Consider the following 26,287-nt stretch of genomic DNA (forward strand, 5'->3'; position numbering starts at 1 on the left):
CATCCACCATGACCACCACACCGTTGCGCGTCACCGTCTGGGGCGAGAACGTCCACGAACAGGTCGAGCGGCACGTCGCCGAGCGCTACCCCGACGGCATGCACGGCGCGATCGCGGACGGGATCCGCGAGCACCTGCCCGAGGCCGTCGTCCGCACCGCCACCATGCAGGAACCCGAGCACGGCCTCACCGACGAGGTCCTCGCGGACACCGACGTCCTCACCTGGTGGGGGCACGCCGCCCACCAGGACGTCGACGACGCCGTCGTCGACCGGGTGCACAAGCACGTGCTGTCCGGCATGGGCCTGGTCGTGCTGCACTCCGGCCACTGGTCGAAGATCTTCGGCAAGCTCATGGGCACCACCTGCACGCTGCGCTGGCGGAGCGAGCACGACCAGGAGCTCGTCTGGACGGTGAACCCGCAGCACCCGATCACCCGCGGCGTGCCGAACCCGATCGTCATCCCCGAGCAGGAGATGTACGGCGAGTACTTCGACGTCCCGACGCCCGACGAGCTCGTGTTCATCTCGGGCTTCACCGGCGGCGAGGTGTTCCGGAGCGGGATGACCTACCGCCGGGGCCTCGGGAAGATCTTCTACTTCTCCCCCGGTGACCAGGACTTCCCCGTCTACCACCACCCCGACGTCCGCCGTGTCGTCGCGAACGGCGCCGAGTGGGCCCGACCGGAACGCGAGCGGGAGATCCCGACGCTCCGCCGCTACGACCTCGGCGAGTACTTCGACGGCCAGCACTACCGCGGCCCGTTCGACGACGCCCCCGTCGAGGACCCGGCAGCCGCCGAGGCCCGCGCGTGAGCGCGCTCCGCGTCGTCCAGGTCGGTGCCGGCGGGATGGGGCGCGCCTGGCTCGCCACCGTCGCCGCCGACCCGGAGGTCGAGCTCGTCGGCGTCGTCGACCTCGACCTCGACGCGGCCCGCGCCGGGGCCGCGCACGCCGGCGACCCGACCCTGCCGGTCGGGACGGACCTGACCGCGCTGGCCGCCGAGACCGGCGCCGAGGCCGTCCTCGACATCACCGTCCCGGTCGCGCACCACCCCGTGACGATGCAGGCGTTGCGCGCCGGTCTGCCGGTGCTCGGCGAGAAGCCGGCGGCGCAGACGGTCGCCGAGGCGCTGTCGCTCGCGGCCGCCGCCGAGGTCACGGGCAAGCTGTTCATGGTGTCGCAGTCGCGCCGCCACAACGACCAGCTTGTCGCCTTCCGCCAGCACGTCCGCGGCCTCGGCGGCGTCGGCGGGCTGAGCACCCGCTTCGCGAAGGCCCCGCACTTCGGGGGCTTCCGCGAGGAGATGGACGACGTCCTGCTGCTCGACATGGCGATCCACGCCTTCGACTCCGCCCGGTACGTGCTCGAACGCGACCCGGTGTCGGTGTACTGCGAGTCGTGGAACCCGTCGTGGTCCTGGTACCGGGGCGACGCGGCCGCCGCGGCCGTCTTCACCTTCGAGGACGACGTCCGCTACGTCTACGACGGCTCGTGGTGCGCCCCGGGCGCGGAGACGTCGTGGAACGGTGACTGGCGGGCCTCCGGCGCGGCCGGCACCGCGCTGTGGGACGGCGACCACGACCCCTCCAGCGACCTCGACGGCGTGCCCGGCACCCCCGGGTCCGCGCCGAGCGTCGGGCACGAGATCGCGGGGGCGCTCACCTCGTTCGTCCGGGCGGTCCGCTCCGGCACCGCGCCGGACGGCGAGGTCCACGGCAACGTCATGAGCCTCACCATGGTCGACGCCGCGATCGCGTCGGCGCGGAGCGGGCGCCGCGTCGTCATCGACGAGGTGCTCGAGCAGGCGCACGCCGACGCCCTCGCCGCCGAGCGGGACGACGAGGTGCGCGAGCGCCTCGCGTCGTGGGGCTCGGTCCGCCACGCGCTCGGCACGTCGGTCGTCGCACCCGGCTGAGCAGGGGCCGGACAGGAGGCGCGGCGCGGCCCCGGCGGTTACGGTTGCCTGGTGCGTGGACAACGGTCGTCGGACGCGGGGGCCGTCGCCCCCGTCGTGCTCGTGGTCGCCGACCCCCGCCGCCGAGCCGGCCGCACCCCGTGGCGTCGCGTGCTCGTCGGGGTGGTGCTCGCCGCCCTCGTCGGCGGCGCGGCGGTCGCCACCGCCGGCGCGCTCGTCTCCCAGCGCACGGCGGAGGCCTTCGCCGTGCGCGACGCGACCGCCGACACCGCCGCGCTCGCCCGGGTCGTCGTCGAACCCGCACTCGTCGACGCGATCGCCGACCAGGACGCCACCGTCGCCGAACGCGCTGCGGCCCGTGCCCGGCTCGGCGACGCCGTCGCGGGCGAGCTGCGCGCCGGTTCGGCGGTGCGGATGAAGCTCTGGCGGGCCGACGGCACCGTGATCTGGTCGGACGAGCCGCGGCTCGTGGGCGACCGGTTCCCGCTCTCCGACGAGGACCTCGAGGCACTCCGCACCGACCGCTCGGACGCCGAGGTGTCCGACCTCGACGAGCCGGAGAACCGGTTCGAACGCGGGAGCGGCCCCCTGCTCGAGGCGTACCAGGCGGTGCACACCCCCTCCGGCGAGGCCCTGCTGTTCGAGGCGTACCTGCCGTACGACGAGGTCCTCGAGCGGGCCGCCGACCTGCGCCACGCGTTCGCGGTGCTGGCGTTCGGCACGGTCGCGGTCGTGCTCGGCCTGCTCGTGCCGCTCCTGCTCTGGCTGCTGGTGCGCATCCGGTCCGGCCAGCGGCTCCGGGAACGCCTGCTCGGCCGTGCACTCGACGCCGAGGCCGCCGAGCGGCGCCGGATGGCCGGCGAGCTGCACGACGGTCCGGTGCAGGACGTCGCCGGGCTGGCCCTGTCGCTCGGCGCCGCCCCGGAGACCCGCGACGCCGCGACGACGCTGCGCCGGGCGGTGTCGTCGCTCCGGACCTCGATGGCGGCGATCCGACCGGCGGCCCCGGACCGCGACGGCCTCGGCGCCGCGCTCGACGACGCCTGTGCCCGCGCCCGCGCGGCCGGCGTGACGACGACGGTGCACGTGCCGGACACCGTCGAGGCCTCGCCCGCCGCACTGCTGGCGGTCGTGCGGTTCGTGCGCGAGGCCGTCTGGAACACGGTGAAGCACGCCGGAGCCACCACGGTCGACGTCCAGGTCGCCCACGACGGGGACCACCTGGCGGTGACGGTGGCCGACGACGGCTCCGGCTTCGACCCGGCGGTCGTCGCCGGACCGACCCGTGCCGGTCACCTCGGCACGACGCTGCTGCGCGAGGTCGCCGAGGACACCGGCGGCTCGCTGCTGCTCCGGACCGCCCCGGGGCGCGGGACCACCTGGGAGCTCACGGTCCCCACCGACGTGGAGACCCTGCGGTGAGGGTGCTGCTGGTCGACGACCACGCGCTCGTGCGCGGCGGCCTCCGCGCGGTGCTCGCGACCACCGACGACTGCGAGGTGGTCGGCGAGGCCGCGACCGGCGAGGAGGCCGTCGACCGTGCGGCGGACCTGCGCCCGGACGTCGTCGTCATGGACCTGTCGATGCCGGGCGCCGGGGGCGTCGACGCCACCGCCCGGCTGCGGGCGGCGATGCCCGCGGTCCGGGTGCTCGTCCTGACGACGTTCTCCGACGACCACCGGGTCCGCGCCGCCCTGGCCGCGGGCGCCACCGGGTACCTGCTGAAGGACGCCGCGCCGGACGACGTCGTCGCCGCGGTCCGGGCGGCCGCCCGCGACGAGACCCCGATCGACCCGCGGGTCGCCCGAGCGCTGCTCCCCGGCGCCGCCGCGACCGACCGCGGCCCCGACCTGCCGCCGCGGGAGCGTGACGTGCTGGTCCGCATCGCTCGCGGGCTGTCGAACCGGCAGATCGCCACCGAGCTCGGCATCGCGGAGCGGACGGTGAAGGTGCACGTCGGCTCGCTGTTCCGCCGGATCGGCGTCGCGGACCGCACGAGCGCCGCTCTGTGGGCACGCGACCACGGCTGGTGACGAGGTACTAGTACCAAGGTCCGATGGTGGGCGCGCGCGGCTCGGGCGACGATCGACGTGTACGGGCCATCCAGGCCCCTTCGCCCCAGGAGGCACCCATGCACACGGCACCCACCACCGCCCGGCGCTCGCGCCGCCGCTTCGCCGGCATCGCCGCCGTGATGACCCTCGGCACCGTCGCCGCCGCCGCCCTCGTCGGGGTCTCCCCCGCGAACGCGTCCGGCAAGACCTCCACCGGTGGCGACTACGCGGTGACCGTCAACGGCACCACGACGAACCCCGCCCAGGGCAAGGACTACAAGGTGAAGGACCTGGCCGTGTCCGGCACCATCGCGGTCCGCGGCAAGCACAACGGCTTCGACATCCGCATCGCCGACCTCGGCGTGTACGACTACACGCTCACCGGCGCCGCGGACACGCAGCGCATGGTCACGAAGCCGACCGTCGTCTTCGCGTCGAAGGTGCCGTCGCTCACGCCCGCGCAGCTCGCCGGCACGAAGCTGTCGTCGCTCGAGGTCCGCGACGACACCCTGGTCGCGATCTTCGGAACCGGTGCGGGCAAGTACAAGATCCAGGCGAAGGACGGCGCCCAGGGCGGCGTCTTCCAGATGGAGACCGAGTTCGCCGCGCCGGTGACCTTCACCCACACCCTCGGTGCCGGGCTGTTCTACTTCACGAACCCGTACACCGGGAAGATCAACTTCGGCGACGGTGTCGCCGCCGTGGCGTCGGGCAGCGGCGCGCACCAGATGCTCCTCGGCAAGGACAGCCCGCAGGTCGCCACGAAGACCTCGCAGACCGCGACGACGACCACGTGGACCGTCCAGCCCGGCGGTCGCCTGGGCGGCGTGCTCGGCGAGGACGCCGTCGAGCTCTCGCAGGGCGCCACGAACTGCACGAGCGACTGCCAGGCCCAGAACCAGATCCGCGGCTCGCTGCCGGTCCCGCCGGACCCGGTGGACCCGACCCCGCTGGTGGTCGCGGTCCGCTGACGCGACCGGTCTGCGGACGGAAGGCGCGGTGCCGGCTGGCACCGCGCCTCCTGTCCGTCGTCCCGGTCACGTCGGAAGCCGCACCGCGCGCCCGCGAGGTGGGCGCTCGGACACGCGCGTGGGTAGCGTCTGCGCCATGGACGGACTCGGACTGGGGACCCTCAACGTCGCGACGATCGTGGTCGAGGGGGCACGGCGTCACCGCAACAAGACCGCCGTCCTCACCGCGCTGCCCGACGGGCTGCACGAGACGAGCTACGGCGAGCTCTGGGAGCAGGTGCGCGCGGCCGCCGGCGGGCTGCGTGCCCGCGGAGTGGAGCGGGGTGACCGGGTCGCGGTGATGCTGCCGAACGTCCCGCAGTTCATCGTCGCGTACTTCGCGGTGCTGTCCCTCGGTGCCGTGGTCGTGCCGATCCACCTGCTGTTCAAGCGCGAGGAGATCACGCACGTGCTCTCGCGCTCCGGGGCCGGGGTGCTCATCGCCTCCGGCACGGCGCTGGCCGAGGCGGGGCCGGCCGCCGTCGACACCGGGACGACCGTCGTCGGGGTCGGCCCGGTGCCGGACGGGGTGCCGGTGCCGGCGGTGTCGCTCGATGACCTCGCCACCGAGGGGACCCCGCTCGACGCCGTCGTCGGGACGAACCCGCTCGACCCGGCCACCGTGCTGTTCACGAGCGGCACGACCGGAGCGCCGAAGGGCGCGGTCGGCACGCACTTCGCGCTCGTCGAGCAGGCGAACGTGTGCATCATCGACCTGTTCGACCTGCGCGAGGACGACGTCGTCTTCGGCGGCCTGCCGCTGTTCCACACCTTCGGGCAGACCGTCGTGATGAACACGACGCTGCGCCGCGGTGCCACGATCGTGCTGCTCCCCCGGTTCGACGCCGCCACCGCGCTGGCCCTGTGCGTCGAGCAGCGGGTCACCGCGTTCCTCGGGGTGCCGACGATGTTCATCGCGCTGCTCGAGGCGTCGCGGACCTCGGCCGAGCGGCCGCCGTTCCGCTGGGCGGTCTCCGGCGGGGCCGCCCTGCCGTCCGCGGTGCTGGAACGCTTCGAGACGACGTTCCGCTCGCCCATCCAGGAGGGCTACGGCATGACCGAGACCTCGCCCGTCATCTCGGTGAACCCGCGCGGGGTGCCGAGCCGGGCCGGCAGCGTCGGACCGGCCATCTGGGGCGTCGACGTCGTCATCGCGGACGCCGAGGTCGAGGGCCGCATCGAACCGCTGCCCGTCGGCGAGGTCGGCGAGATCGTCGTGCGGGGGCACAACCTGTTCGCCGGGTACCTCGACGACCCGGAGGCGACCGCCGAGGCGATGGCCGACGGGTTCCTGCGCACCGGCGACGTCGGCCTGCTGTCCGAGGACGGCTACGTGACGATCGTCGACCGCAAGAAGGACCTCATCCTGCGGAACGGCTACAACGTGTACCCGTCCGAGCTCGAGTCGGTGCTGCACCGGCACGAGGACGTCGCCTCGGCGGCGGTGTTCGGCGTCGACCACCCGGTGCACGGACAAGAGGTGCACGCGGCGGTCGTGCTGCGCGACGGCGCCGCCGGCACCGAGGCCGTCGACGCGTTCGTGCAGGACCGGGTCGCTGCCTTCAAGTACCCGCGGGTGTACCACGTCGTCGACAGCCTGCCCCTCGGGCCGAGCGGCAAGGTGCTGCGCCGGGAGCTCGCCGCCCGCGACTGGTGACCGACGGCGCCGCCGTCCGGTGGCGAGGTCGCACTTCGGCCCGCTTCGCCAGCCGCGATCCGGTCCGGAGTGCGATCTCACCGGCCGACGGGCCGTCGTGCTGCACGGACCGGAGGCGCGGCACCGGTCCGGTTCGCGGGCCGCAGGCCGCCCGCCGCGCTCAGCGCGGGATGACCGAGAACAGGAACCGCTTCCGCACCATGTACCAGGCGAGCAGGATGAGCGCCGAGTGCACGACGAAGCCGATCCAGAAGTCGCCCCACGGCACCCCGGGGATCGACGCCACCGCGAGCGCGAAGAACACCTGCCACACGAAGACGTAGAGCGACGCCTGCCCGAGCGGGATCCACAGCCAGCCGATGACCGCGTTGATCGGCTTCCAGAACACCGTGAGGATCGCGTACGACACGATGGCGAAGAACGCGATGTCGACCAGGCGTCCCCACTGCAGGTCGACCCGCTGGTAGGCCGTGTTGTAGAGGCTCTCGTACATCGACGCCGGGAACGGGGCCGGCACGAACCCGAAGTGGTCGCCGGCCCACACGTACACCAGGAAGGCGGCGTACAGGGCGACGACGACGCCGACCAGCACCTTGCCGATCCGCCCCGTCAGGGCACCGACGACCTGCCGCCGGTAGTACCCGAGCACGAGTCCGTGCGTGAAGACGACCTGCCAGGTGAGCAGGGGGAACACCGCGTCGAACTGCGAGTTCAGCGGCCGGAAGTCCGGGTGCAGGGCCTGGAACGCGTAGAGCGCCCAGCTCACGACGAGCAGCGCCCACCAGAACCCGCGCCGGATCACCCAGAGGAACACCGGGATGAACAGGCTGAGCACCACGAACAGGCCCATGATGTTGAACGGCCACGGTCCCATCTCGAGCAGCAGGAACTGCCGGATCGCGTACCAGGGCGGCGGGTAGCCGAGCAGCTGCATCGCGTTCGGGTACAGGTCGTAGACCCGTCCCTCGGCGTCGACGCCGCCGGTCCCGGTGCCGCGGTCGGTGAACGTCGTGATCGCGTCCGTGTTCAGGAACGGCACGAAGGACAGCACGAAGACGACGGCGATGACCGCGAGCGTGACGAGGTACTGCTTGCGGGCGCGCTTCCACGCCCCGACCGCCGCGACCCACTCGCCCGCCTTCTTGATGGCGAACGGGTAGGTCATGCCGAGCACCATGCCGGACAGGAACACGAACATCTCGGCGCCGGTGATCGCGCCGACCGCGTGCAGCGTGAGGTACGAGTACGGGCCGCCGATCTCGATGTGGGTGATCACCACCGCGAGGATGATGAAGCCGCGGAACAGGTCGAGTCGCAGGTCGCGCCCCGGCTTGCCGTCGTCGGGGTAGCGCCAGCTCGGCAGCAACCGGCCGACGAGGCCGCTCAGCAGGAACACGACCGCCAGCCCGACCGCGAGCCAGACGATCCACGCCATCTGGTCGCCGCCGGTCTCGTACTGCTGGCTCGTGGCGGCGTTGCCCTCGCGGGTGGTGACCCGCTCGGTGACCGGGCCGAACGCGAAGTGGTCGGACCGCTCGAGGTCGGTCCGGAACGACCCGGCGATCCCGCGCGCCGCGGTGTCCCGCCAGTCGGCCACGCGGTTGCCGGCCTCGGGCTCGCGCCGGTTCGTCTCGACGAACGTCACGCCGCGCACGAGCGGGCGGTCCCGGACGGCCGCGATCACCTGCCGCCACCAGCCCTGCTTCACCGCGAGCTCGGCGGCGCCGGGCAGCGAGTGCACGTACAGCGCGCCGGTGTCGAGCAGCATCGGTCGGTCGCCGGCGACGGCGAAGCGGTCGTAGAACGACTCGGGCTGCGGGTCCTCGTACCCCCACGTCTCGTCGAAGCGTGCGGCGACCTCGCCGGCGTCCGGCACGTCGTTGCGGGTGAGCGGCACGTCGCGGCCGGCCGCCTCGGTCGACTTGCCCTTGCCGAAGGAGTACATCGACAGCCCGACCCAGTCGACCGCCTCGGCGCCGGGCCAGTAGGGCTCGTAGGGGTCGTCGGCCGCGGTGAGGCGACCGTCGCCGTCCGTGTCGAGCTTCGTGACGTCCGCGGTGGACAGGTCGCGCAGGCGCCCGGCGGACTCGCCGAACGGGTACCCGGCGCCGTAGGAGGGCGACCACACCATGCGGGCGTCGGAGTCGCCGCCGTGCACGGCCGTGGCGAGCGACCGGAACGCGGACACGAAGTCCGTGGGCTGCTGGCCCCACCGCACCCACGTGCCGTTCATCTGCGGCGCGAAGCGGACGAGCACCTGCGTGCCGTACTGGTCGTGGGCGTCCTGGAACAGGGCGTTCGCGGCACGGGCGTCGGCGGCGTCGAGCGAGCCGAGCGACGACCCGGGCAGCAGGCTCACCACGAGCACCGCGCCCTGCGTCGCCGCGGCGCGGGTCGCCCGCTGGAACTCGCGTCGCGCCGAACGGTCGAGCGGGTACGCGATCTCGACGCCGTACATCGACGGGGTGGCGCCGAGACGGCCCTCGTACCCGTCGGGGGCGTCGTCGCCCCAGTCGAGGTCGGGACCGAACCAGGTCGTCCCGGCCGCCGGCGTCACGGCCGCCGCACGCTTCACCGGCACGGCGGACGCGGGCAGCGCACCGCCGAGCAGGAGGGTGGCGACGACGACGAGGAACGCGACCGCGCGGGCGGCCGAGCGCCTCACCGGTCGCACGCCAGGGTCCAGACGTTGTGCCCGTGCTCGTGCCGGTGCTCGAGGCGGTCGAGCGCTGCGATGGCCAGGGCCAGCCCACGCCCGCTCTCCTCGTCGACGTCGGCCATCGTCACCGCGCTGAGGTCGATGTCCACCGGCAGCCCGTTGTCGGTGAGCACGGCGGTGACGGTGCGGTCGGTCGCGCCGAGGTGCACGGTGTACCGCCGGCCGGCCTCGCGGTCGGCGCGCTTGGTGTGCTCGACGATGTTCGCGGCGACCTCGGCGAGCGCCGTCTCGAGCGCGAAGCGGAGCCGCAGGTCGTCGACGCCGAGCCCGTCCCACCAGGCGCCGAAGCGGTCCTGGACCTCGTCGAGCGAGTCGGGGGTGGCGGGGACCTCGAAGGTGGTCTCGGTGCTCACAGGGGACCTCCGACGGTGCTCGACTCGTGTTCGGACTGTGCGCCGTCGCCCGGGCCCCGGTACAGGACGGCACGGATGACGATGCTGAAGATGAAGAGGTCGAAGACGACCCACGCCGTGTTGACGAGCGGGGCGATGCCGGACGCCTGACCGGTGAGGTAGCGGACGCCGATGAGCACCAGGGCGCCGACCAGGGCGCCCATCGCGATGAGCTGCGGCTTGACGAGGTCCCACCGCGGCTTCTGCTCGGACTCGTCGCGCACCTTGGGCGTGACGCGGAAGCCGAGCGGCTTGCCGCGGAAGACGTTCTCGAACGCGCTCGTCACCGACTCGATCCAGACCGGGAAGAGCGCGAGCGAGTACTGCTGCCCGCGCCACGTCGGCCGGCCGGCGGCCACCACCCAGAAGAGCAGCTGGTTGAGCACGAGGAACGGGATGAGGCGCGCGAAGAAGTCGACGCTGTAGGCCTGCACCGGCACCACCCCGAAGGACAGGCAGAGCACGGGCGCGGCGATGTAGACCACGGCGGCGAAGCCGGACAGGTAGCTCCACATCGTCGAGAAGTACATGAGGCGCTGCCCCCAGGACAGGCCCTTCTGCACGAGGGGGTTCTCGCGGAAGAAGACCTGCATGGTGCCCTGCGCCCAGCGGAGCCGCTGCACGAGCATGGTCGGCAGGTCCTCGGGGGCCAGGCCCTTCGCCAGGATCTCGTCGTGGTACGCGGACTTCCACCCGAGGCCGTGCAGGCGCATCGCGGTCGCCATGTCCTCGGTCACCGAGATCGTGGCGAGCGGCATGACGGGCTGCGCCTCGTCGTCGCGGTTGACGTCGAGCGCGCGGGCGAGCACCGCGATGGACTCGATCGCGGCGACCGGGGACGCGTCGCGCCGGCCGAGCACGTCGAGGGCGGCATCGTCGAGGCCGGCGAAGGTGTTCGCGTCGGTGGACATGGCCGCGAGCTCCTGCAGGTCGTTCCGGACCGCCTCGAGGTCGGCGGCGGCGAACCGGAAGGCGATGGCGTCGATGCCGCGCTGGAAGGCGTAGGTGACGTCACCGAGCGGTTCGCCCGAGCGCACCTGGTCGCGTGCCCGGTCGACGACCCGCTCGGCCTCGGCGAGCGCGTCGAGCACGCGGGGGTCGGTCTCGGTCTCGCGGGCCCGGGCGAGCAGCTTGCGCGAGGTGGTCAGGGTGCGCTGCACCGACGCCTCGACCTCGGCTACGTAGCGGGTGATGCCGAGCTGCATGAGGGCCTCGCGCCGCAGGATGGCGTTGGAGCCGCAGAAGAACGCGGCGTTCCAGCCGTCCTTCGACTGCTGGATGGGGCCGTAGAAGAGCGGTGCCTGGCTGCCGAGCAGGTCGGCGTCGGGGACGTTCTCGAACCACTGCGGGGTCTGCACCAGGGCCATCCGCGGGTCCTTGAAGTAGCCGAGGGTGCGGTCGAGGATCGCCGGGTCGGGGACCTGGTCGGCGTCGAGGATGAGCAGGAACTCGCCCTGGGTGGCGAGCAGGGCGTTGTTGAGGTTGCCGGCCTTGGCGTGCCGCGGGCGGTCGACCCAGTCGGCCCCGCGGGTGATGACGCCGATGCCGAGCGCCTCGGCGGCTGCGCGCATCTCCGGGCGGTCGCCGTCGTCGAGGATCCACGTCGCGTGCGGGTGCGTGATCGCCTTCGCTGCCCGCGCGGTGCGGACCACCAGATCGACGGGCTCGTTGTACGTCGTGATGAACACGTCGACGGTGACGTCGGTGGAGGGCTTCGTCGGCGGTTCGCCGCGCTCGCGGAGCCGCCAGGCGCCGAAGGCGAAGAGCAGCGAGTCGATGACGCTGTAGGTCTCGGCGAGGATGAGCGGGACCGCGATCCACCACGAGTGCCAGTTGACCGAGGCGGCCCACCGCCACACGACGTAGTTCAGCCCGGCGACCGAGGCGAGGAGCGCGACCACCCGCACGGACAGGAGCCGACGGCGGGCGGTGCCGGTGGTGAGCCGGCGGCGGTCCTGTCGGCTGACGTCGAGCGCCGTCACCGGTCCGCTCCGTGGGTGGTGCCGACGCACGTGCTCCGTCGCAAGCCCTGCCTCCTGATCCGCGCATCCTCCCGGGACGCGGCGCGCCCGGGCGTGGTCACGGCCGGGCACCGTGGTGATCGGTGCGTCGGTCGTCCGCTCCGGTCGTCGGGCCGACCTCGGCGTAGGGACCTGTCTACCGCAGCCGACGGCGTCCTGTCAGTCCCCCGCCCCGATCGGGGGCCGGGACTGCGGTGTCCGGTCAGAACCGCGCCGCGAACCCGAGGTCGTCGGCGAGCCGGGCGACCACCTGGTCGAAGTAGGCGGCGCCGTCGGAGACCGACCCCACGAAGTGACCGAAGAGCTCGAACGAGATCGATCCGAACACCGTCGACCACGCCATCAACGTGCGCACCAGGACCTCGTCCGGCAGCGCGAGGTCGGCGGCCCGCAGGGACGCGACGGCGTCCGCGACGGCGGGGCCGGCCACTCCGGGGGCTGCCGTCGGGGCGGTGGGCGACCCGGGCCTCCCGTCCGTCCCGTCTCTCGTCTCCGGTGCCGCCGCGCCGGACGCGACCGCGTCGGCGACGACGCGCACCAGCACGAAGGTGGTGCGCGAGGCAGGCTCGATCGTCTCGCGCGGCGCCACGTAGCCGGGCACGGGCGAGCCGTACAGCAGGGCGAAGTCACCCGGGTGCGTCACCGACCACTGCCGGATCGCTCGGCAGGTGGCGACCCACCGGGCCCCCGGGTCGGGTCCGGCGGCGCGGTCGGCGTCCTCGACCGCTGCGCCGAGTTCGTCGTAGTCGGCGACGAGGAGCGCGGTGAGCAGGTCGTCGCGGCTCGGGAAGTACCGGTAGACGGCGGACGAGACCATCCCGACGTCACGGGCCACGGCGCGCAGGCTGAGCTGGGCCGGGCCCTCGTCCGTCAGGCGCGCTCGGGCGGCGGCGAGGATCGACGCCGTCACCGTCTCGCGGGCGAGGGCTCGTGCGGTCGGGGGCATGCTCCGAGGATGCCACGCGAGAGCAGTGCACACAAACGAGAGCGGTGCTCTTGCAATTCGCCCACCGCTCGTGCATGCTCGTTCCGAGAGCACCGCTCTCGCAGAGCTGGATCCGAAGGAGACCCCATGTCGCAGCACCACCTCGTCATCGGCGCCGGGCCCGTGGGCCGCCACGTCGCCGCCCTGCTCGCCGACCGCGGCGAGCAGGTCACGATCGGCACCCGCTCGGGCCGCGACACCGGGCTGCCGGGCGTCCGGCACGTCGCGCTCGACGCCTCCGACGCCGACGCCCTCACCCGTGCCGCCACGGACGCCACCGCGCTGTACAACTGCGCCAACCCGGGCGACTACACGCAGTGGGAGCGGACGTGGCCGCCGCTCGCGGCCGCGCTGCTGACGGCCGCCGAACGCACCGGCGCCGTGTACGCGATCACCGGGAACCTGTACCCGTACGGCCCCGTCGACGGACCGATGCACGCCGGGCTGCCGGATGCCGCGACCGACCACAAGGGCGTCCTGCGCGCACGGCTCTGGGCGGACGCGCTCGCCGCCCACCGCGCCGGCCGGCTCCGAGCCGTCGAGGTGCGCGGCTCGGACTACGTCGGCCCCGGCACCGGCGAGAACGGACACGTCACCCGGGTCCTGCCCGCCGCCCTGCGGGGGAAGGCCGTGACGATGATCGGCCGGACCGACCTGCCGCACAGCTTCACCGACGTGCTCGACGTCGCCAGGACGATCGTCGCGGCGGCGGCCGACGAGACCGCGCACGGCCGCACCTGGATCGTGCCGAGCAACCCGCCCCGGTCGCAGCGGCAGGCGCTCACCGAGGTGCTCGCGGCCGCGGGACGTCCGCCCGTGCCGGTGCGCCGCCTGCCGGTCCCGGCCGTGCGCGCCGTCGGGCTGGTGTCCCCGATGATGCGCGAGGTCGCCGAGATGGGGTACCAGTGGACCGCGCCCTACGTCGTCGACGACGACGAGACCCGGCGCCACTTCGGCATCGAGCCCACCCCGTGGGACGAGGTGTGCCGCCGGACGGCCGACGGGGTCGACGCCTGACGGCGGCCCCGGGACGCCGTGGCGCCGGCGCTGCGGGCGGCGCGCCGACGCCGGGCAGCGGGACGGGGTGGGACGCGCCGTTGCGCCCCACCCCGTCCGGTCCTGGTCGCGGCTTCAGCTCACCGAGAGCCGCGAGTACTGCGCCGCGGACAGCTGCTGCGCCGCCCCGCCCTCGGCCGGCACCCGCCAGAGGCCCGGCGTCGGGCCGCTGTCGACGTCGACGAACACGTCGCCGTGCGCGTCGGCCGCCCCGGTGTTCGGCCCGCGCGACCCCGCGGTCAGCCCCGACACGGGCGTCGTGGACGTCCCCCCGGGACCGACGACGAGCTTCTCCGGCACCGAGCGGTCGACGTTGCAGCCGGTGTGGCTGATCGGGTACTCGGCGGGCGCGGCACACCACCCGGCCGACTGCAGCAGCGAGAACCCGTCGGCGTTCGCGGCGGCGTACTCGAACGCGAGCCGCGGCTCGACCTTGGTCAGGGCCGACTCCCCCGGCCGCAGTTCGTACCAGGCCCACGACCCCGCGGCACCCGGCGAGCGGATGTCGACGAAGACGTCGCCGTGGTCGTCGGCGAGCACCGCGGCGGGGTAGCCGACACCGTTGCTGCCCGGCAGTGTGGTCGACCGCGCGGCGACACCCGTGCCCTTGACGTACGGGGACGTCGTGGACCCGCCGAGCACGACGACCCGGCCGCCCGGCGTCACCGTCCAGAACCGCTGGTCCGGACCCACCGCCGGTCCGCCGAGGTCCAGAACGGTCCGGGCCGTGGTGGCGCCCACCGGGAGCTGCTCGATCGCGCCGGACACCGCGTCGGCCCAGTACAGGTTGCCGGCCCCGTCCGACCGCAGGTCGGCGGTGAGGTGCAGGCCGCTCGCGCGGGTCCGCGCCGCTCCCCCGCCCGCCGGGTGCTCGACGATCGTGGTCAGGTCGGCCGACGGGGTGTAGACGTCGCCGTTCGGGTCGGCGGCGTAGCCCGCACCGTCGGCGGCGACGGTGGTCGCCGCGCCCGCACCGGACGTCGGGAACCGCACCACGGCACCCGAGGCGTCGAGTGCGTACAACGACTGCGCCACGGGCTGCGCCTCCGGCGCCGTCCAGCGCACGGACACGACACGACCGGCGCCCCGGTGGCCGAGGGCACGGACCGACAGCCGGTAGGTCCGCTCCGCACGGAGACCGTCGAACCGGTCGGAGCGTGCCCGGGCCGACAGCCGGTCGGTCTGCGTGCCGCCGCGGTGGGCTCGGTGGGCGCTGTGCGCGCGGTGCACCGGTGCCAGCACGACCTTCCAGCCGGTGACGCGTGCGCCGGACCGCGGACGGTGCCAGGACACGACCGCGTGGTCGGCGGTCCCGGTCACCTGCACGGACGTCGGCGCGCCCGGCACCGAGGACGACGGGGATGCCGTCGCGGGCGCCGCACCTCCGATGACGAGCGCCGCCGCTGTCGCGGCCATGAGCAGTGCTCGGTACATGACGATTCCCCTGACTCCTCCGCGGCTCCCTGCGTCACGGCTGCGGGCATCACAGCACCGCGCCGGTGCGATGGGAACGCCTGCGCGGCCGATCTGCGGTTCCCCGCAAGCGCGCGCGGCGTCCGGAAGGTCCCATCACCCCTGCGATGGGAAGCAGTTCCGCGCGTCGGAGGTCAGAACTTCCGCCACACCACGCGCGGTTCCCCTCACCACGCGCAGTTCCGCTCACCACGCGCAGTTCCGCTCACCACGCGCGGTTCCGCTCACCACGCGCGGATCCGCCCACCACGCGCGCGGGGGCGCAGACGGACGGGAGGCCCGGTGCCAGCTGGCACCGGGCCTCCCGTCCGTCAGGGGGTCGCGTCAGGAGCGCGGGCGGCGCGCCGGACGGTCGTCGCGGTCACCGTCGCGGTCGTAGCGGCGACCGCCACCGCGACGGTCGGGCTTGATCTCGATGAGCTTGCCGCTGATCCGGGTGTCGGTCAGGCGGTCGAGCACACCGTTGTCCATGTCGGCGGGCAGCTCGACGATGGAGAAGTCCGGCTGGATGCGGATCGCGCCGAAGTCGTCGCGGCGCAGCCCGCCCTCGTTCGCGAGGGCGCCCACGATCTGGCGCGGCTCGACGCGGTGCCGACGACCGACCTCGATGCGGTAGGCGGTCATCGGCTGCGACCGACGGGGGCCGCGGTCGCGGTCGCCGCCACGGTCGCTGCGCGGGCCGCGGTCGTCGCGTCCGCCGCGGTCGTCGCGCTCGCCACGGCGGGCGTCGCGGTCCATCTGGCTGCGGAGCGCGTCGTCGGAGGCGCTCAGGAGCAACGGGTCGTCGCCCTGCGCCACGACCGCCAGGGCCGCGGCGACGTCGTCCGCGGGCACGTCGTGGTTCCGGACGTAGTGCGCGATGACGTCACGGAACGCGGTGATGCGGTCCTGCTGCTCGAGCGCGGCGGTGATGGCGTCGTCGAAGCGCGTCAGACGCGTCTCGTTGACGTCGTCGATCGTCGGCAGCTGCATCTGCGTGAGCGGCTGCTTCGTGTGGCGCTCGATCGCCGACAGCAGACGACGCTCGCGCGGGGTGACGAAGCTGATCGAGTCACCCGAGCGGCCGGCACGACCGGTGCGGCCGATGCGGTGCACGTAGGACTCGATGTCGACGGGGATGTCGTAGTTCACGACGTGCGTGATGCGGTCGACGTCGAGGCCACGGGCGGCGACGTCGGTGGCGACCAGGATGTCGAGCTTGCCGGACTTCAGCTGGTTGACCGTGCGCTCGCGCTGGGCCTGGGCGACGTCACCGCTGATCGCGGCGGCCGCGTACCCACGGGCACGGAGCTTCTCGGCGAGGGTCTCGGTCTCGCTCTTCGTGCGGACGAAGATGATCATGCCCTCGAAGTCCTCGACCTCGAGGATGCGGGTGAGCGCGTCGACCTTCTGCGGGTACGAGACCATGAGGTAGCGCTGCGTGATGTTCGCGGCGGTCTTCGTCTTCGTCTTGACGGTGATCTCGGCCGGGTCGGTCAGGTACTGCTGCGAGATGCGGCGGATCTGCGCGGGCATCGTCGCGGAGAACAGGGCGACCTGCTTGTCGTCCGGGGTGTCCGCCAGGATCGTCTCGACGTCCTCGGCGAAGCCCATCTTGAGCATCTCGTCGGCCTCGTCGAGCACCAGGTACTTCAGCTCGGACAGGTCGAGCGTGCCCTTCGCCAGGTGGTCCATGATGCGACCCGGGGTGCCGACGACGACGTCGACGCCGCGGCGCAGCGCGGAGAGCTGCACACCGTAGGCCTGACCGCCGTAGACCGGCAGGACGTGCACGTTCTTCATGTGCGACGCGAACTGCTCGAACGCCTCGCACACCTGCAGTGCGAGCTCGCGGGTCGGGGACAGCACGAGCGCCTGCGGCTTCTTGCTGCCGGACTCCATGCGGGACAGGATCGGCAGCGCGAAGGCCGCGGTCTTGCCGGTACCGGTCTGCGCCAGACCGACGACGTCGCGGCCGTCGAGCAGCGTGGGGATCGTGGCCTCCTGGATGGCGGAGGGGGTCTCGTAGCCGATGTCCTTGACGGCCTTGAGCACAGCATCGCTCAGGCCGAGGTCGGCGAAGGTCACCACTGGCCCGTCGTCGAGGGTCTCAGTGGTGGTGGCGGTGTCCGTGCTCATGCTGAAACGGTATCTCGAATACGCCTGCAGCAGTGACGGACGAGCACCCCCTGTGCACCATCGGACGCCCGTCTTTAGTTGCATTGCGGAACTAGTGGATGTATCGTTGCGCGGTCTGCAAAGTTTCACAGTCCGAAAAAGGAGTTCGATGACCGCCACCGCACCCGTCCCGGTGCAGCCCGGTCGGAGCTCGTCCGAGGCCGCTCCGGCCTCCGGCGGCCCCGACCAGCAGCCGCTGATGACCCACCGCCAGATCCTCCTCGTGATCTACGGGCTGATGGCGGGCATGTTCCTGTCCTCGCTCGGACAGACGGTGTTCGGCACGGCGATCCGCACCATCGGTGACGACCTGCACGGCCTCGACCAGCAGGCGTGGGTGACGACGGCGTACCTCATCACCTCGACGATCGCGACGCCGATCTACGGCAAGCTCTCCGACATCTTCGGCCGCCGCCCGCTCTACATCTTCGGCATCGTCGTGTTCATCGTCGGCGCCGTACTGTCCTCGATGGCGACCTCGATGCTCATGCTCGCGGCCTTCCGCGCCGTGCAGGGCATCGGCGCCGGCGCGCTCATGTCGCTCCCGCTCGCGATCATGGGCGACATCCTCGCCCCGCGCGAACGCGCCAAGTACCAGGGCTACTTCCTCGCGGTCTTCGGCATCTCGTCGGTCATCGGCCCGCTCATCGGCGGCCTGCTCGCCGGCTCGTCCGAGATCCTCTGGATCACCGGCTGGCGCTGGGTCCTCCTGATCAACGTCCCGATCGGCATCGCGGCGCTCGTCATGGTCATCGTCTTCCTGCACCTGCCGAAGGTGCACGACAAGACCGACAAGCCGAAGGTCGACTGGTGGGGCGCGACCGCCGTCATCGTCACCCTCGTGCCGCTCCTGCTCGTGGCCGAACAGGGCCGCACCTGGGGCTGGGGCTCCCCCGCCGCGCTCGCCTGCTACGTCATCGGCGTCGTCGGGCTCGTCGGCCTGCTGCTCATCGAGTCGAAGATGGGCGACGCGGCGATCATCCCGCTCAAGCTCTTCCGTTCCGGCACGTTCTCGATGGCGACCGTCATCGGGTTCCTCGTCGGCTTCGCGATGTTCGGCGCGATGCTCACCATCCCGCTCTACCTGCAGATCGTCGTCGGCCTGACCCCGACCGAGTCGGGCTTCGCGACCCTGCCCCTCGTCGGCGGCCTCATGATCGCGTCGATCACCAGCGGTCAGATCGTGGCCCGCGTCGGCCGCTACCGGATCTTCCCGGTCATCGGCACGGCGCTCGTGTCCGCCGGCTACGTCGTGCTGACCTTCATGTCCATCGACAAGCCGCTCTGGTTCCTCATGATCGGCATGTTCCTCATCGGCCTCGGGCTCGGCTCCGTCATGCAGTCGCTGACGCTCGCCTCGCAGGGGTCCGTCGAGGCCCGGGACATGGGCGTCGCGACGTCGTCGGCCACGTTCTTCCGCCAGATCGGCGGGACGCTCGGCACCGCCGTCCTGCTCTCCATCCTGTTCTCGGTCATGCCGGCGAACATCCTGCACGCCACCTCGAACCAGAAGGACCTGAACGCCGCCCTCGACGCGGCGACGAACCCGACGGTCGCCACCGCCCCGCGGAACCAGGGTGCGATGGAGAAGATCTGGACGCCGATCGTCACCCCGCTCGAGCAGGGCATCCAGCGCCAGCTCGACCAGGCATCGGCCCAGGCGATCACCGCCGCCGGCCCCTCGGCTCCCGAGTCCGTGGTCCTGCAGGCCGTCGCCGAGCGGGCGCACGCCTCGGTGCAGGACGGCAAGGTCGTCGTCGACTGGTCGGACGCCGCCCAGCGCACCTACTGGGTCGACCAGGTCACGCCCGACCTGGCGAAGCAGATCGACGCCGGTGACAGCAGCAGCTCGAGCAGCACGAGCACGAACGACACGTCGTTCCTGACCGGTGCCGACAGCGCCCTGACCCGCCCGTTCATGGCCGGGTTCAACGCCTCGTCGGTCACGATCTACTGGGTCGGCCTCGGCGTGATCCTGCTCGCGTTCGTGCTCACCTGGTTCTTCCGGGTGCCGCCGCTGCGCCAGCGGTCCGCGCTCCAGGAGCGTGCCGACATGTCCGCCGAGGCACAGCTCGAGTCCGACGCCGGGCTCGCCGCGGCCGAGGCCGGCAGCTTCACCGGTCCGATGACCGGCTCCACGCCGACGCAGCGCCGGTGACCGACCGGGCCGCCCGTGCCGTGCCGACATCCCGGCACGGGCGGCCCACCACCCCCCGAACCCCAGGAGTGCCCGTGCCCACCACCGCAGCACCGCCGGACGCCGCAGCACCGTGCACCCTGCGGGAGCGCAAGAAGCAGCAGACCCGTCAGGCGCTCCACGACGCGGCGCTCACGCTCGTGTCGGCGCACGGTCTCGACGGCGTCACCATCGAACAGATCTGCGCGGACGCCGACGTCTCCCCGCGCACCTTCTTCAACTACTTCACGTCGAAGGCGCACGCAGCGCTCGGCCTCGACTCGGTCGAGGTCCCGGAGCGCAGCGCCGCCTGGTTCGAGCAGGCCGACGGCGCACTCGTCGACGACCTGTGCGTGCTCATCGCCGCCACCGTGCCGCTGTCGCAGGACCGCCGCCGCATGAAGGAACTGCTCGTGCTGCGTCCGGAGATGTCCTCGACGGTCATGCAGTGGATGGCCGAGTCGCGGCAGTCCCTGCTCAGTGTCGTGGGCACCCGGACCGACGAGCAGACCGCCCGGACCGCCGTGACGCTCGTCATGTCGGCCCTGAGCGAGGTCGCCCACCGGGACACGGTGCGGAGCAACGACGAGCTCGCCGAGCGCCTGCGTGCCGTCGTGGGCGAGATGGTGGCGCTCGCGTCCTGACGGGGCCGCAGGCGCGGGGCACCGCCCCCGGCCCCCGAGACACGCTCCGGACACGACCGTCCGGTGGACGGGAGGCCCGTGGCGGGCGCGCCACGGGCCTCACGTCCGTCGCTCGGCCGGGCTCAGCCCATCGCGCGCTCCCCGCGGACGGTCAGGCCCTGTCGGCCGAGGGTGCGCTGCTGCATGGTCGGTCGGACCGACCCGCTGACGACGACGGCACACCCGGCGACCGGCGGCGGTACGGTCACGCCATGGACGCCACCGCACCGACGCCGTACCTCCGCTTCGCCGGCACGGCCCGGCAGGCCCTCGAGCACTGGCAGGGCGTGTTCGGCGGCGAGGTCCGGATCGCCACCTTCGCCGACCTCGCCCGCACCGACGGCCCCGCCGACGCGGTGGCACACGGGCAGTTGACCGGCGCGGTCGACCTGTTCGCGACCGACACGAGCGGGCACGAGGAACCGTTCGCGGCGTCCGGTCTGCTCTTCGCGCTGCTCGGGACGGCCGCACCCGACGTCCTGCGCCGGTGGTTCGACGGGCTCGCCACGGGCGGCACCGTCCTCGACCCCCTGCAGGAACGCCCGTGGGGCGACTGGGACGGCACCGTGCGGGACGCGTTCGGCGTCACGTGGCTGATCGGCTTCGAGGCGTCCGCCCTGCGCTGACCCGGTCCGGCACGCCGACGACGGTCACCGCTGGGATGATGGCGGCATGACCGACCGCCCCACCGTCCTGTTCGTGTGCGTCCACAACGCCGGCCGCTCGCAGATGGCCGCCGGCTGGCTGCAGCACCTCGCCGGCGACCGCGTCCGCGTGTTCTCGGCCGGCAGCGAACCGGCCGACCGGGTGAACGCCGTGGCCGTCCGGGCCATGGCCGAGGCCGGCATCGACATCGCCGGTGCCCAGCCAGCCGTGCTCGAGACCGACACCGTGCGCGAGTCGGACGTCGTCGTCACGATGGGGTGCGGGGACGCGTGCCCGGTGTTCCCCGGCAAGCGGTACGAGGACTGGGAGCTCGAGGACCCGGCCGGGCAGCCGATCGAGCGCGTCCGCCCGATCCGTGACGACATCCGCGCCCGCGTCGAAGCGCTGCTCGCGTCGCTGTAGCGGCGCCCTACTGCTGGTCGGCCGGCAGCAGCGGCGCCCAGAAGACGCCGAGCCCCTCGGTCTGCACCGCGTCGCGCTCGAACCGGAAGCCGTACTCGCGGACGAAGTCGAGCGCGGCGGTCTGCTCGTCCTCGGCGTCGTCGTGGTCGGCGTCGAAGAGGTAGACGCCGTGGCCCATCGCCACACCGGAGTCGCTGATGAGCGAGAGGTCCCAGCGGCCCTCCTCTGCGCGCTCGATCCGGACGACGGCGGCCTGGGCAGCGGTGAAGTCAGCCATGCCGCGAGCATACGGACGGCCGAGCGGTGGCGTTCAGGCTCGGTGCCGGCCAGTACGCTGAGCATCGCCACAGGGGCGGATCGATCGGAGTGCGTCACCATGTCAGTCGGATTGCTCGCCGTGGTGGACGACATCCTGTCCGCGGCCCTGAAGGCCAGCGCGAAGACCGCCGGCGTCGTCATCGACGACGCCGCCGTCACGCCGCAGTACGTGCAGGGCCTCGCCCCCGCGCGGGAGCTGCCCGTCGTCGGGCGGATCGCGCTCGGCAGCCTGTTCAACAAGTTCGTCATCATCATCCCGCTCGCGCTGCTGCTCACGGCGTTCGCACCCTGGGTGCTGCCGTGGCTCCTGCTGCTCGGGGGCACGTACCTGTGCTTCGAGGGCGCGGAGAAGGTCACCGAGTGGTTCGGCGTCCACCACGAGGGCGGCGCGTCCGAGGCGGTGTCCGAGGGCAAGCTCGTGTTCGGCGCGATCCGCACCGACCTGATCCTCAGCACCGAGATCATGCTCATCGCCCTCGACGGCCTCGACCCGGACCTCGGGCTCTGGCCGACGCTCGGCGCACTCGTCGTGATCGGTCTCGTCATGACGGCCGTCGTCTACGGCGCGGTCGCCCTGCTCGTGAAGGTCGACGACGTCGGCCTGCAGATGATGAAGCAGCCCACCCGCGGGACCCGGCGGACCGGTGCCCGGATCGTGCGGGCGATGCCGACCGTCTTCCGGGTGATCAGCGTGATCGGCACCGTCGCGATGCTCTGGGTCGGCGGACACCTGGTCATCGCGAACCTCGCCGAGACCTCCTGGCACGGTCCGTACGACGTGCTGCACGCCGTCACGCACGCCGTCGAGGCCGCCGGCCCCGTCGTGGTCTGGATCGTCGACACCGCGGTGTCCGCGGTCGCCGGTGTCGTCCTCGGCATGGTGGTCGTGGCGATCGTCCTGGGCATCGGCCGCCTGCGCGGTAAGCACTGACGCAGCACGGACGGGTCGACGGTGCGGGGCGCCGGACGACCGGCGCCCCGCGGTGCGCTCAGTACTCGATGCGCCCCCGCCGGTCGTGGAACTCACCGGTCGGCCCGTCGGCGCCGAGGAGTGCGAGCGCAACGGTCGCGTCCGTCCCCTCGGTGACGGTCTGGTGGCCGCCGTGCCCGTTGAAGTCCGTGGCCGTGTACCCGGGGTCGCTGACGTTGATCCGGAAGTCCGGCAGGTTCTTCGCGTACTGCACGGTGAGCGCGATGAGGGCGGCCTTCGAGGCGGCGTAGGGCACCGCCGGCACCGGGTACTCGTCGCGGCCCTCGGTCGTCAGCCAGCGCGGCCAGCCGACGCCCGAGGCGACGTTCACGATGACGGGCTGCTCGGAGCGTCGGAGCAGCGGCAGCGCGGCCTGCGTCACCCGGACCACGCCGACGACGTTGACGTCGAACACGTCCTGCAGGCGCTCGGGCGTCAGGTCGTCGACACCGAACGACGCACCGAGCACCCCGGCGTTGTTCACGAGCACGTCGAGCGCGGGCAGCGAGGCGATCGCGGCGTCGACGCTCGCCTGGTCGGTGACGTCGAGCTGCACGGCCGTGGCCCCGACCTCCCGGGCGGCGTCACCGCTGTCGAGGTCGCGCATGCCGGCGTAGACGGTGTGGCCGGCCTCGACGAGTCGTCGGGCGGTCTCGAGTCCGAGGCTCTTGTTCGCCCCGGTGATGAGTGTGGTGGTCATGGGTCCATCGTGCGCCTGCTGCTGACGGACTCCCAGGTCCCGCACGACGGTGGGACTGCCGGTACCACCGAGCGCAGCCGTCCCGCGGGCAGGATGGACGCATGAGCGAGTTCGCGAACGTGCTGCGGGCCTGGCGCGACCGCGTCACCCCCGCCGAGGTGGGGCTGCCGTCCGGGGCCGGCCGCCGCACGTCCGGTCTGCGCCGCGAGGAGCTCGCGGCCCTCGCCGGGGTCAGCGTCGACTACGTCGTCCGCCTCGAGCAGGGTCGGGCCTCGAACCCGTCCCCGCAGATGCTCCGTGCGCTGTCCGTCGCGCTCCGCCTGACCGACGACGAGCGCGACCACCTGTACCGGGTCGCCGGCGCGGCTCCCCCGTCCGCCGGCACCGTCCCCCGGCACATCGGCCCCGGCGTACAGCGCATCGTGGACCGGCTCGGCGACGTCCCGCTCGCGGTCTTCTCCGCCAGCCACGACATCCTGCTGTGGAACCCGCTGTGGGCCGCGATCGGCGGCGACCCCGCGGCGCACACCGGCCTCGACCGCAACCTGGTGTGGCGGCACTTCACCGCGGGCCACGCGGGTGTCGAGTTCGACGCCCAGCACGAGGAGGACTTCGCCAGCGACCTCGCCGCCGACCTTCGGACCGCCGTCGGCCGCTACCCGCGCGACGCCGCGCTCGCCCACCTGGTGCAGCGGCTCCGGACCAGTGCGCCGGAGTTCGAGCGGCGCTGGGCCGAGGCGAAGGTCGCCGAGCACCGGTCGAGTCGCAAGACCCTCACGGACACGCCGGTCGGCCCGATCACGGTCGACTGCGACGTGCTCACCGCTCCCGGGAGCGACCTGCGGATCGTGGTCTACACGGCCGTGCCGGGGTCGGAGGACGAGCAGCGGCTCGACCTGCTGCGCGTCACCGGCACCCAGCGACTGTCCGCGACACCGGCCTGACCGCGTCGTACGCTGGCGCCATGTCCACGGTGCGACAGGTCCAGGTCACGTTCGACTGCGCGGAACCCGAGCGCCTCGCCCGCTTCTGGTGCGAGGTCCTCGGCTACGTGGTGCCGCCGCCCCCGCCGGGCTCCGAGTCGTGGCAGGCGTTCGACGACCAGCTGCCGCCGGAGCACCGCGGTCGGGCGTTCGCCTGCGTCGACCCGCAGGGCATCGGACCGCGCCTCTTCTTCCAGCGCGTCCCCGAGGGCAAGGTGGTGAAGAACCGGGTGCACCTCGACGTGCGGGTGGGGCCCGGTCTGGTCGGTGCGGAGCGCCTCGCGGCGCTCGACGCGGAGCGCGACCGCCTCGTCGCGCTCGGCGCGACGCAGGTGCGCCGCATGCTCGCCGACGGCGTCGACGAGTCCTGCATCGTCATGCAGGACGTCGAGGGCAACGAGTTCTGCCTCGACTGACGGACGGGAGGCCCGTGGCGGGGTCGCCACGGGCCTCCCGTCCGGTCCCTGGCGCGTCCACCGCACGTGGTGCGGTGACGACGTCAGCGACCGGAGCCGTCAGGCGACGGGTCCGTACAGCGGGTCCTCCGCCTCGTCGAGCTCGAGTTCGGCGGTCTGCTGGATGAGTGCCAGCAGGTCGGCGTCGAGACCCGGCGAGAACTCCTCGAGCCGCTCGGGCGCGATGAACGAGGGCGAACCGGTGGGGGCCTGCTCGGTGGCGGACAGGTCGGTGCCGTCCTTCGACGGCGACGCCCCGCGGAAGATCTTGCCGGCCTCGGACGCGCCGTCGAGGTCGAAGCTGTACTGCTTGCTCTGCAGTCCGAGGTCGACGAGCTGCTTGACCTCCGGGAACTGCTCGGCGTTCGTCTTCGGGATCGGCAGGAGTGTCTTCCAGTCCACCCCGAGGGTCTCGAGCGCCTTCGCGTAGGCGTTCTCGTGCGCCTGGTCGCGGACGATGAGGTACGCGATGGTGCCGCGGGCGGTCGGGTTGTCCGTCATCTCGTAGATGCGGCACTTCTGCAGCCGACCGGTGGACTCGAGCATCAGGTTGTAGAGCAGGTCGAGCGGCAGGTTGCCGGAGTTGTAGACGTAGCTGCCGCTCCAGGGGTTGCCCGCCGAGTCGACGGGCAGGGCGCCCTGCGCCCCGACCAGGTAGTGGTGGATGTTGCTCGTGTCGAGCGCGATGGAGAGCGGCGTCGCGCCCTTCGCCCCGGGGGTGTCGAGCGGGTCGGTGAGCTTGCCCGAGTACTCGGGCGACCCGTCGAGCAGACGGGAGATCGTGGTGCCGATGAGTTCGACGTGGCTGATCTCCTCGGTCCCGACTCCCTGGATGAGGTCGCGGTACGGCTTCGCGGCGGGACCACGGAAGTTCATCGCCTGGAAGAGGTACTGCATCATCGTGCGCATCTCGCCGAACTGGCCGCCGAGTCCCTCCTGCAGGGCGTTGGCCGCTGCGGGGTCGGGCTCGCCGTCGGCGATCTCGTTGATCCAGGTCTGTGCGTGGAAGTACATGGAGCCTCCTTGCTGTCGACGGCGGATCCGCCGTGTGCCTCACCGTCCTCGGGCGTGCCTGGCAGCGAACACGGTCGCCGCGTCCAGCGGACGTGACGGCGCCGTCGACCCCGGAGGTCACGGAGAGGTAACGACGTGGAATCGACCCAATCGACTTCGCGGGTGGTGCCGAATCACCTGCAACGACCGGGAAACACCCGGAGCGCTCACCAGCCGCACCACGCTGGTTCTCCACCCTGCACCAGGGTGTGTTCGGCGCGCACACAGCAGCCGCGCCGAGCGCGACACCAAGCAAAGGATCCACATCATGCGCAAGAGCCTCAAGACCAGCATCACCCTCGCCACGACCGGCGCCCTCGTCCTCGGTGGCGCAGCGTTCGGGATCTCCTCCGCCCAGGCCGCGACGCCCTCGATCCACACGGTGTCGTCGTCGTCGGAGTCGAAGGTCCCCGCACCGGTCGCCTCGGTGCCCGAGGTC

Annotated in this window: 24 protein-coding genes; 14 read left to right on the plus strand and 10 right to left on the minus strand. The window is 72.7% G+C overall.

Annotation, left to right across the window (positions count from 1 at the left end; all coding sequences use genetic code 11):
* Positions 1-8 precede the first annotated feature (8 nt).
* The 6 genes from BIU94_RS01280 to BIU94_RS01305 all read left to right on the plus strand — a co-directional run bounded on the left by BIU94_RS01280 (position 9) and on the right by BIU94_RS01305 (position 6,639).
* Entirely contained in the window at positions 9-815 is an 807-nt protein-coding gene (locus tag BIU94_RS01280) for a ThuA domain-containing protein (RefSeq protein WP_071253382.1), read from the plus strand.
* On the plus strand, positions 812-1,918 hold the full coding sequence (locus tag BIU94_RS01285; RefSeq protein ID WP_071253384.1) for a Gfo/Idh/MocA family protein: 1,107 nt from the start codon (positions 812-814) through the stop codon (positions 1,916-1,918). The genes BIU94_RS01280 and BIU94_RS01285 overlap by 4 nt, the downstream gene beginning before the upstream one ends.
* A gap of 51 nt (positions 1,919-1,969) precedes the next feature.
* On the plus strand, positions 1,970-3,340 hold the full coding sequence (locus BIU94_RS01290) for an ATP-binding protein (RefSeq protein ID WP_071253386.1): 1,371 nt from the start codon (positions 1,970-1,972) through the stop codon (positions 3,338-3,340).
* Positions 3,337-3,951 (plus strand): response regulator transcription factor, encoded by a 615-nt coding sequence (locus BIU94_RS01295; protein WP_071253388.1) that lies wholly within the window; start codon positions 3,337-3,339, stop codon positions 3,949-3,951. The genes BIU94_RS01290 and BIU94_RS01295 overlap by 4 nt, the downstream gene beginning before the upstream one ends.
* Positions 3,952-4,049: 98 nt before the next feature.
* Positions 4,050-4,943 carry a hypothetical protein gene (locus tag BIU94_RS01300; protein ID WP_071253390.1) on the plus strand — a complete coding sequence of 298 codons (894 nt, stop codon included), beginning with the start codon at positions 4,050-4,052 and terminating at the stop codon, positions 4,941-4,943.
* A gap of 136 nt (positions 4,944-5,079) precedes the next feature.
* The gene (locus BIU94_RS01305) at positions 5,080-6,639 is read left to right on the plus strand and encodes an AMP-binding protein (RefSeq protein ID WP_071253392.1); all 1,560 of its coding nucleotides are present in this window, start codon (positions 5,080-5,082) and stop codon (positions 6,637-6,639) included.
* A 160-nt stretch (positions 6,640-6,799) separates the two neighbouring features.
* Here BIU94_RS01305 and opgC read toward each other — a convergent pair whose 3' ends face one another.
* The 4 genes from opgC to BIU94_RS01325 all read right to left on the minus strand — a co-directional run bounded on the left by opgC (position 6,800) and on the right by BIU94_RS01325 (position 12,717).
* Entirely contained in the window at positions 6,800-9,304 is a 2,505-nt protein-coding gene (gene opgC / locus BIU94_RS01310) for an OpgC domain-containing protein (RefSeq protein ID WP_071253469.1), read from the minus strand.
* Positions 9,301-9,711, minus strand: a complete 411-nt coding sequence (locus BIU94_RS01315) for an ATP-binding protein (RefSeq protein WP_071253394.1) — start codon at positions 9,709-9,711, stop codon at positions 9,301-9,303. The genes opgC and BIU94_RS01315 overlap by 4 nt, the downstream gene beginning before the upstream one ends.
* Positions 9,708-11,657: a glycosyltransferase gene (locus tag BIU94_RS01320; protein ID WP_254784693.1), complete on the minus strand. Its 1,950-nt coding sequence runs from the start codon at positions 11,655-11,657 to the stop codon at positions 9,708-9,710. The genes BIU94_RS01315 and BIU94_RS01320 overlap by 4 nt, the downstream gene beginning before the upstream one ends.
* Before the next feature lie 316 nt (positions 11,658-11,973).
* Entirely contained in the window at positions 11,974-12,717 is a 744-nt protein-coding gene (locus tag BIU94_RS01325) for a TetR/AcrR family transcriptional regulator (RefSeq protein WP_071253396.1), read from the minus strand.
* Positions 12,718-12,843: 126 nt separating this feature from the next.
* Here BIU94_RS01325 and BIU94_RS01330 point away from each other — a divergent pair, with 126 nt between their 5' ends.
* Positions 12,844-13,773: an NAD-dependent epimerase/dehydratase family protein gene (locus tag BIU94_RS01330; RefSeq protein WP_071253398.1), complete on the plus strand. Its 930-nt coding sequence runs from the start codon at positions 12,844-12,846 to the stop codon at positions 13,771-13,773.
* Between the two features lie 114 nt (positions 13,774-13,887).
* Here the strand turns inward: BIU94_RS01330 and BIU94_RS01335 are convergent, their stop codons facing one another.
* Both BIU94_RS01335 and BIU94_RS01340 read right to left on the minus strand, forming a co-directional pair.
* Entirely contained in the window at positions 13,888-15,246 is a 1,359-nt protein-coding gene (locus BIU94_RS01335) for a fibronectin type III domain-containing protein (RefSeq protein WP_071253400.1), read from the minus strand.
* A gap of 363 nt (positions 15,247-15,609) precedes the next feature.
* Positions 15,610-17,403: a DEAD/DEAH box helicase gene (locus tag BIU94_RS01340; RefSeq protein WP_071253402.1), complete on the minus strand. Its 1,794-nt coding sequence runs from the start codon at positions 17,401-17,403 to the stop codon at positions 15,610-15,612.
* Between the two features lie 148 nt (positions 17,404-17,551).
* Here BIU94_RS01340 and BIU94_RS01345 point away from each other — a divergent pair, with 148 nt between their 5' ends.
* On the plus strand, positions 17,552-19,600 hold the full coding sequence (locus BIU94_RS01345; protein ID WP_071253404.1) for an MDR family MFS transporter: 2,049 nt from the start codon (positions 17,552-17,554) through the stop codon (positions 19,598-19,600).
* Positions 19,601-19,674: 74 nt separating this feature from the next.
* Complete coding sequence (locus tag BIU94_RS01350) at positions 19,675-20,262, plus strand: TetR/AcrR family transcriptional regulator (protein ID WP_083404512.1); 588 nt, start codon at positions 19,675-19,677, stop codon at positions 20,260-20,262.
* A gap of 122 nt (positions 20,263-20,384) precedes the next feature.
* On the opposite strand, the gene BIU94_RS18175 is transcribed toward BIU94_RS01350, so the two are convergent.
* The gene (locus tag BIU94_RS18175; protein WP_302846688.1) at positions 20,385-20,510 is read right to left on the minus strand and encodes a hypothetical protein; all 126 of its coding nucleotides are present in this window, start codon (positions 20,508-20,510) and stop codon (positions 20,385-20,387) included.
* 3 nt (positions 20,511-20,513) lie between these two features.
* Here BIU94_RS18175 and BIU94_RS01355 point away from each other — a divergent pair, with 3 nt between their 5' ends.
* Positions 20,514-20,927 carry a VOC family protein gene (locus BIU94_RS01355; RefSeq protein WP_071253408.1) on the plus strand — a complete coding sequence of 138 codons (414 nt, stop codon included), beginning with the start codon at positions 20,514-20,516 and terminating at the stop codon, positions 20,925-20,927.
* Between the two features lie 46 nt (positions 20,928-20,973).
* A complete protein-coding gene (locus tag BIU94_RS01360) occupies positions 20,974-21,369 on the plus strand; it encodes an arsenate reductase ArsC (protein ID WP_071253412.1) in 396 nt (131 codons plus the stop codon).
* 7 nt (positions 21,370-21,376) lie between these two features.
* Here the strand turns inward: BIU94_RS01360 and BIU94_RS01365 are convergent, their stop codons facing one another.
* Positions 21,377-21,646, minus strand: coding sequence for a hypothetical protein (locus BIU94_RS01365; protein WP_071253414.1), 270 nt, complete (start codon positions 21,644-21,646; stop codon positions 21,377-21,379).
* Positions 21,647-21,745: 99 nt separating this feature from the next.
* Here BIU94_RS01365 and BIU94_RS01370 point away from each other — a divergent pair, with 99 nt between their 5' ends.
* Positions 21,746-22,618 carry a DUF808 domain-containing protein gene (locus BIU94_RS01370; RefSeq protein WP_071253415.1) on the plus strand — a complete coding sequence of 291 codons (873 nt, stop codon included), beginning with the start codon at positions 21,746-21,748 and terminating at the stop codon, positions 22,616-22,618.
* A 58-nt stretch (positions 22,619-22,676) separates the two neighbouring features.
* Here the strand turns inward: BIU94_RS01370 and BIU94_RS01375 are convergent, their stop codons facing one another.
* Entirely contained in the window at positions 22,677-23,357 is a 681-nt protein-coding gene (locus BIU94_RS01375; protein WP_071253421.1) for an SDR family NAD(P)-dependent oxidoreductase, read from the minus strand.
* A 101-nt stretch (positions 23,358-23,458) separates the two neighbouring features.
* On the opposite strand from BIU94_RS01375, the gene BIU94_RS01380 reads away from it, so the two are divergent.
* A complete protein-coding gene (locus BIU94_RS01380; RefSeq protein ID WP_071253424.1) occupies positions 23,459-24,301 on the plus strand; it encodes a helix-turn-helix transcriptional regulator in 843 nt (280 codons plus the stop codon).
* 20 nt (positions 24,302-24,321) lie between these two features.
* Positions 24,322-24,756 carry a VOC family protein gene (locus BIU94_RS01385; RefSeq protein ID WP_071253426.1) on the plus strand — a complete coding sequence of 145 codons (435 nt, stop codon included), beginning with the start codon at positions 24,322-24,324 and terminating at the stop codon, positions 24,754-24,756.
* A 99-nt stretch (positions 24,757-24,855) separates the two neighbouring features.
* Here BIU94_RS01385 and BIU94_RS01390 read toward each other — a convergent pair whose 3' ends face one another.
* Complete coding sequence (locus tag BIU94_RS01390; protein WP_071253428.1) at positions 24,856-25,809, minus strand: manganese catalase family protein; 954 nt, start codon at positions 25,807-25,809, stop codon at positions 24,856-24,858.
* Positions 25,810-26,287: the final 478 nt, after the last annotated feature.

It is taken from the genome of Curtobacterium sp. MMLR14_006 (assembly GCF_001864985.1).
Classification (GTDB): domain Bacteria; phylum Actinomycetota; class Actinomycetes; order Actinomycetales; family Microbacteriaceae; genus Curtobacterium.